This window comes from Paraburkholderia franconis, from assembly GCF_009362735.1.
Lineage (GTDB): Bacteria > Pseudomonadota > Gammaproteobacteria > Burkholderiales > Burkholderiaceae > Paraburkholderia > Paraburkholderia franconis.
In genome coordinates this window covers 1-1,554 of record NZ_WHNP01000209.1, presented here as the reverse complement: position 1 = coordinate 1,554, position 1,554 = coordinate 1, and the positions used below count along the sequence as shown (strand labels likewise).

2 pseudogenes are annotated in these 1,554 nt (G+C 58.4%); one reads left to right on the top strand and one right to left on the bottom strand.

Annotation, left to right across the window (positions count from 1 at the left end):
* Nucleotides 1-600, bottom strand: a pseudogene (locus GCT13_RS47640) (IS6 family transposase); the annotation flags it as partial.
* 334 nt (nt 601-934) lie between these two features.
* Here GCT13_RS47640 and GCT13_RS47630 point away from each other — a divergent pair.
* A pseudogene (locus tag GCT13_RS47630) lies at nt 935-1,554 on the top strand (IS6 family transposase); the annotation flags it as partial.

Sequence of the window (1,554 nt, the reverse complement as noted above, 5' to 3'; positions counted from 1 at the left end):
GCGGCGTTTCTGAACCGTTTGAAGCCGAGCATCACATTCGTTCTGGATTTGATATGGCGATGGTCCTGCTCGATCAGGTTGTTCAGGTATTTCGAGGACCGGACCTTCGTGTCTTCAGGCAGCGAACCATCGACCATCATCTCGCGCACCGCGCGGTGCGAGGCAGCATAGCCATCGAGCGTGATGATCTCCGGCGACTGGCCCTGATGCCTGATCGCCTTGCTGAAAAAGGCTTTGGCCGCGCCCACTTCGCGCCTCGCCCTGAGCATGAAGTCCACCGTCTGGCCAGCCCGATCGATCGACCGCCCGGTATAGGTAGACCCACCTGCCACGAATCGTCAGGTAGGTCTCATCGACACGCCACGAGCGACCCGCAGGGGTAGCGAAGCGGTTCCAGCGTTTGACGAACTCGGGCGTATAACGCCTCACCCAGCGCAGGATCGTCGTGTGAGCCAGCGACAAACCCCGTTCGGCCATCATCTCGGCCAGATCGCGTAGGCTGAGCTTGTACCGCAGGTACCAGCGAACACACAGAACGATGATCTCCCGATCAAAATGGCGTCCACCGAACAACTCATCCAGACTCTTCAGCTTGCTCATCGCGGGTTATCAGTTCGTTTTGCTACGACAACTCTAACCGATCGCCAACCCTATTTGCACCAGAGCCGGACTGGGCATATACGATGACTAAGCTCCCCGTTTACTGGAGGAATCAGGAGACGTGTGCAAGAAATCAGGAACAGGCGATCGAGGAGGCTCGTTTCGACGCGGAGCGCCGGATCGATGCGATGTAGTCGTTTCATCAGTTCGAGCAGGTCGCGTCTCCATGCTGGATCAACCACGATGTCGAATACATCGGCGAGCGACGCGCAGAACACCGCTGACGTCGGTCGGGCTCTGTCACGTTGGCGAGGCGGTCACGTAAGATGGCGCGATGAAGAAGACAAAATCGCTTTATCACGGCCACCGGTTCCCGGCGACGGTCATCAGCCACGCGGTGCGGTGGTACTTCCGGTTCCAACTCAGCCTGCGTGATATTGAAGAACTGCTGTTCGAGCGCGGTGTCATCGTCAGTTACGAAAACGATCGGCCGCTGGTTCGACAAATTCGGCGCGGACTTCGCGCATCCCGTCAAGGCTGSTCGCCGCAAACCTGGCAGCACATGGCATCTTGATGAAGTTTTCGTTACGTTGCGCGGTGAGCCTTACCTGCTCTGGCGGGCGGTCGACCAGCATGGTGCCGAACTCGACATCCTGCTGCAGAAACGTCGCGATAAGGCTGCAGCAAAGCGCTTCTTCAAACGCGTGCTGGCCGCCTGTCCCGAGGCGCCACGAAGGATTGTCACCGATCAGTTGCGCAGTTATCCGGCCGCGAAGGCCGGAATTCCAGAATTGGCAAACGTCAAACACGTCTTCGTCAAGGCCAGTGCACGGGTGAACAACCGTGCCGAAAATAGCCATCAACCTACGCGTGAACGCGAGCGCCGAATGCGTGGCTTCCGCGATTCTGATCGCACGCAAGCATTTCTGTCGCGCTTCGGACCGATTCGCCAGC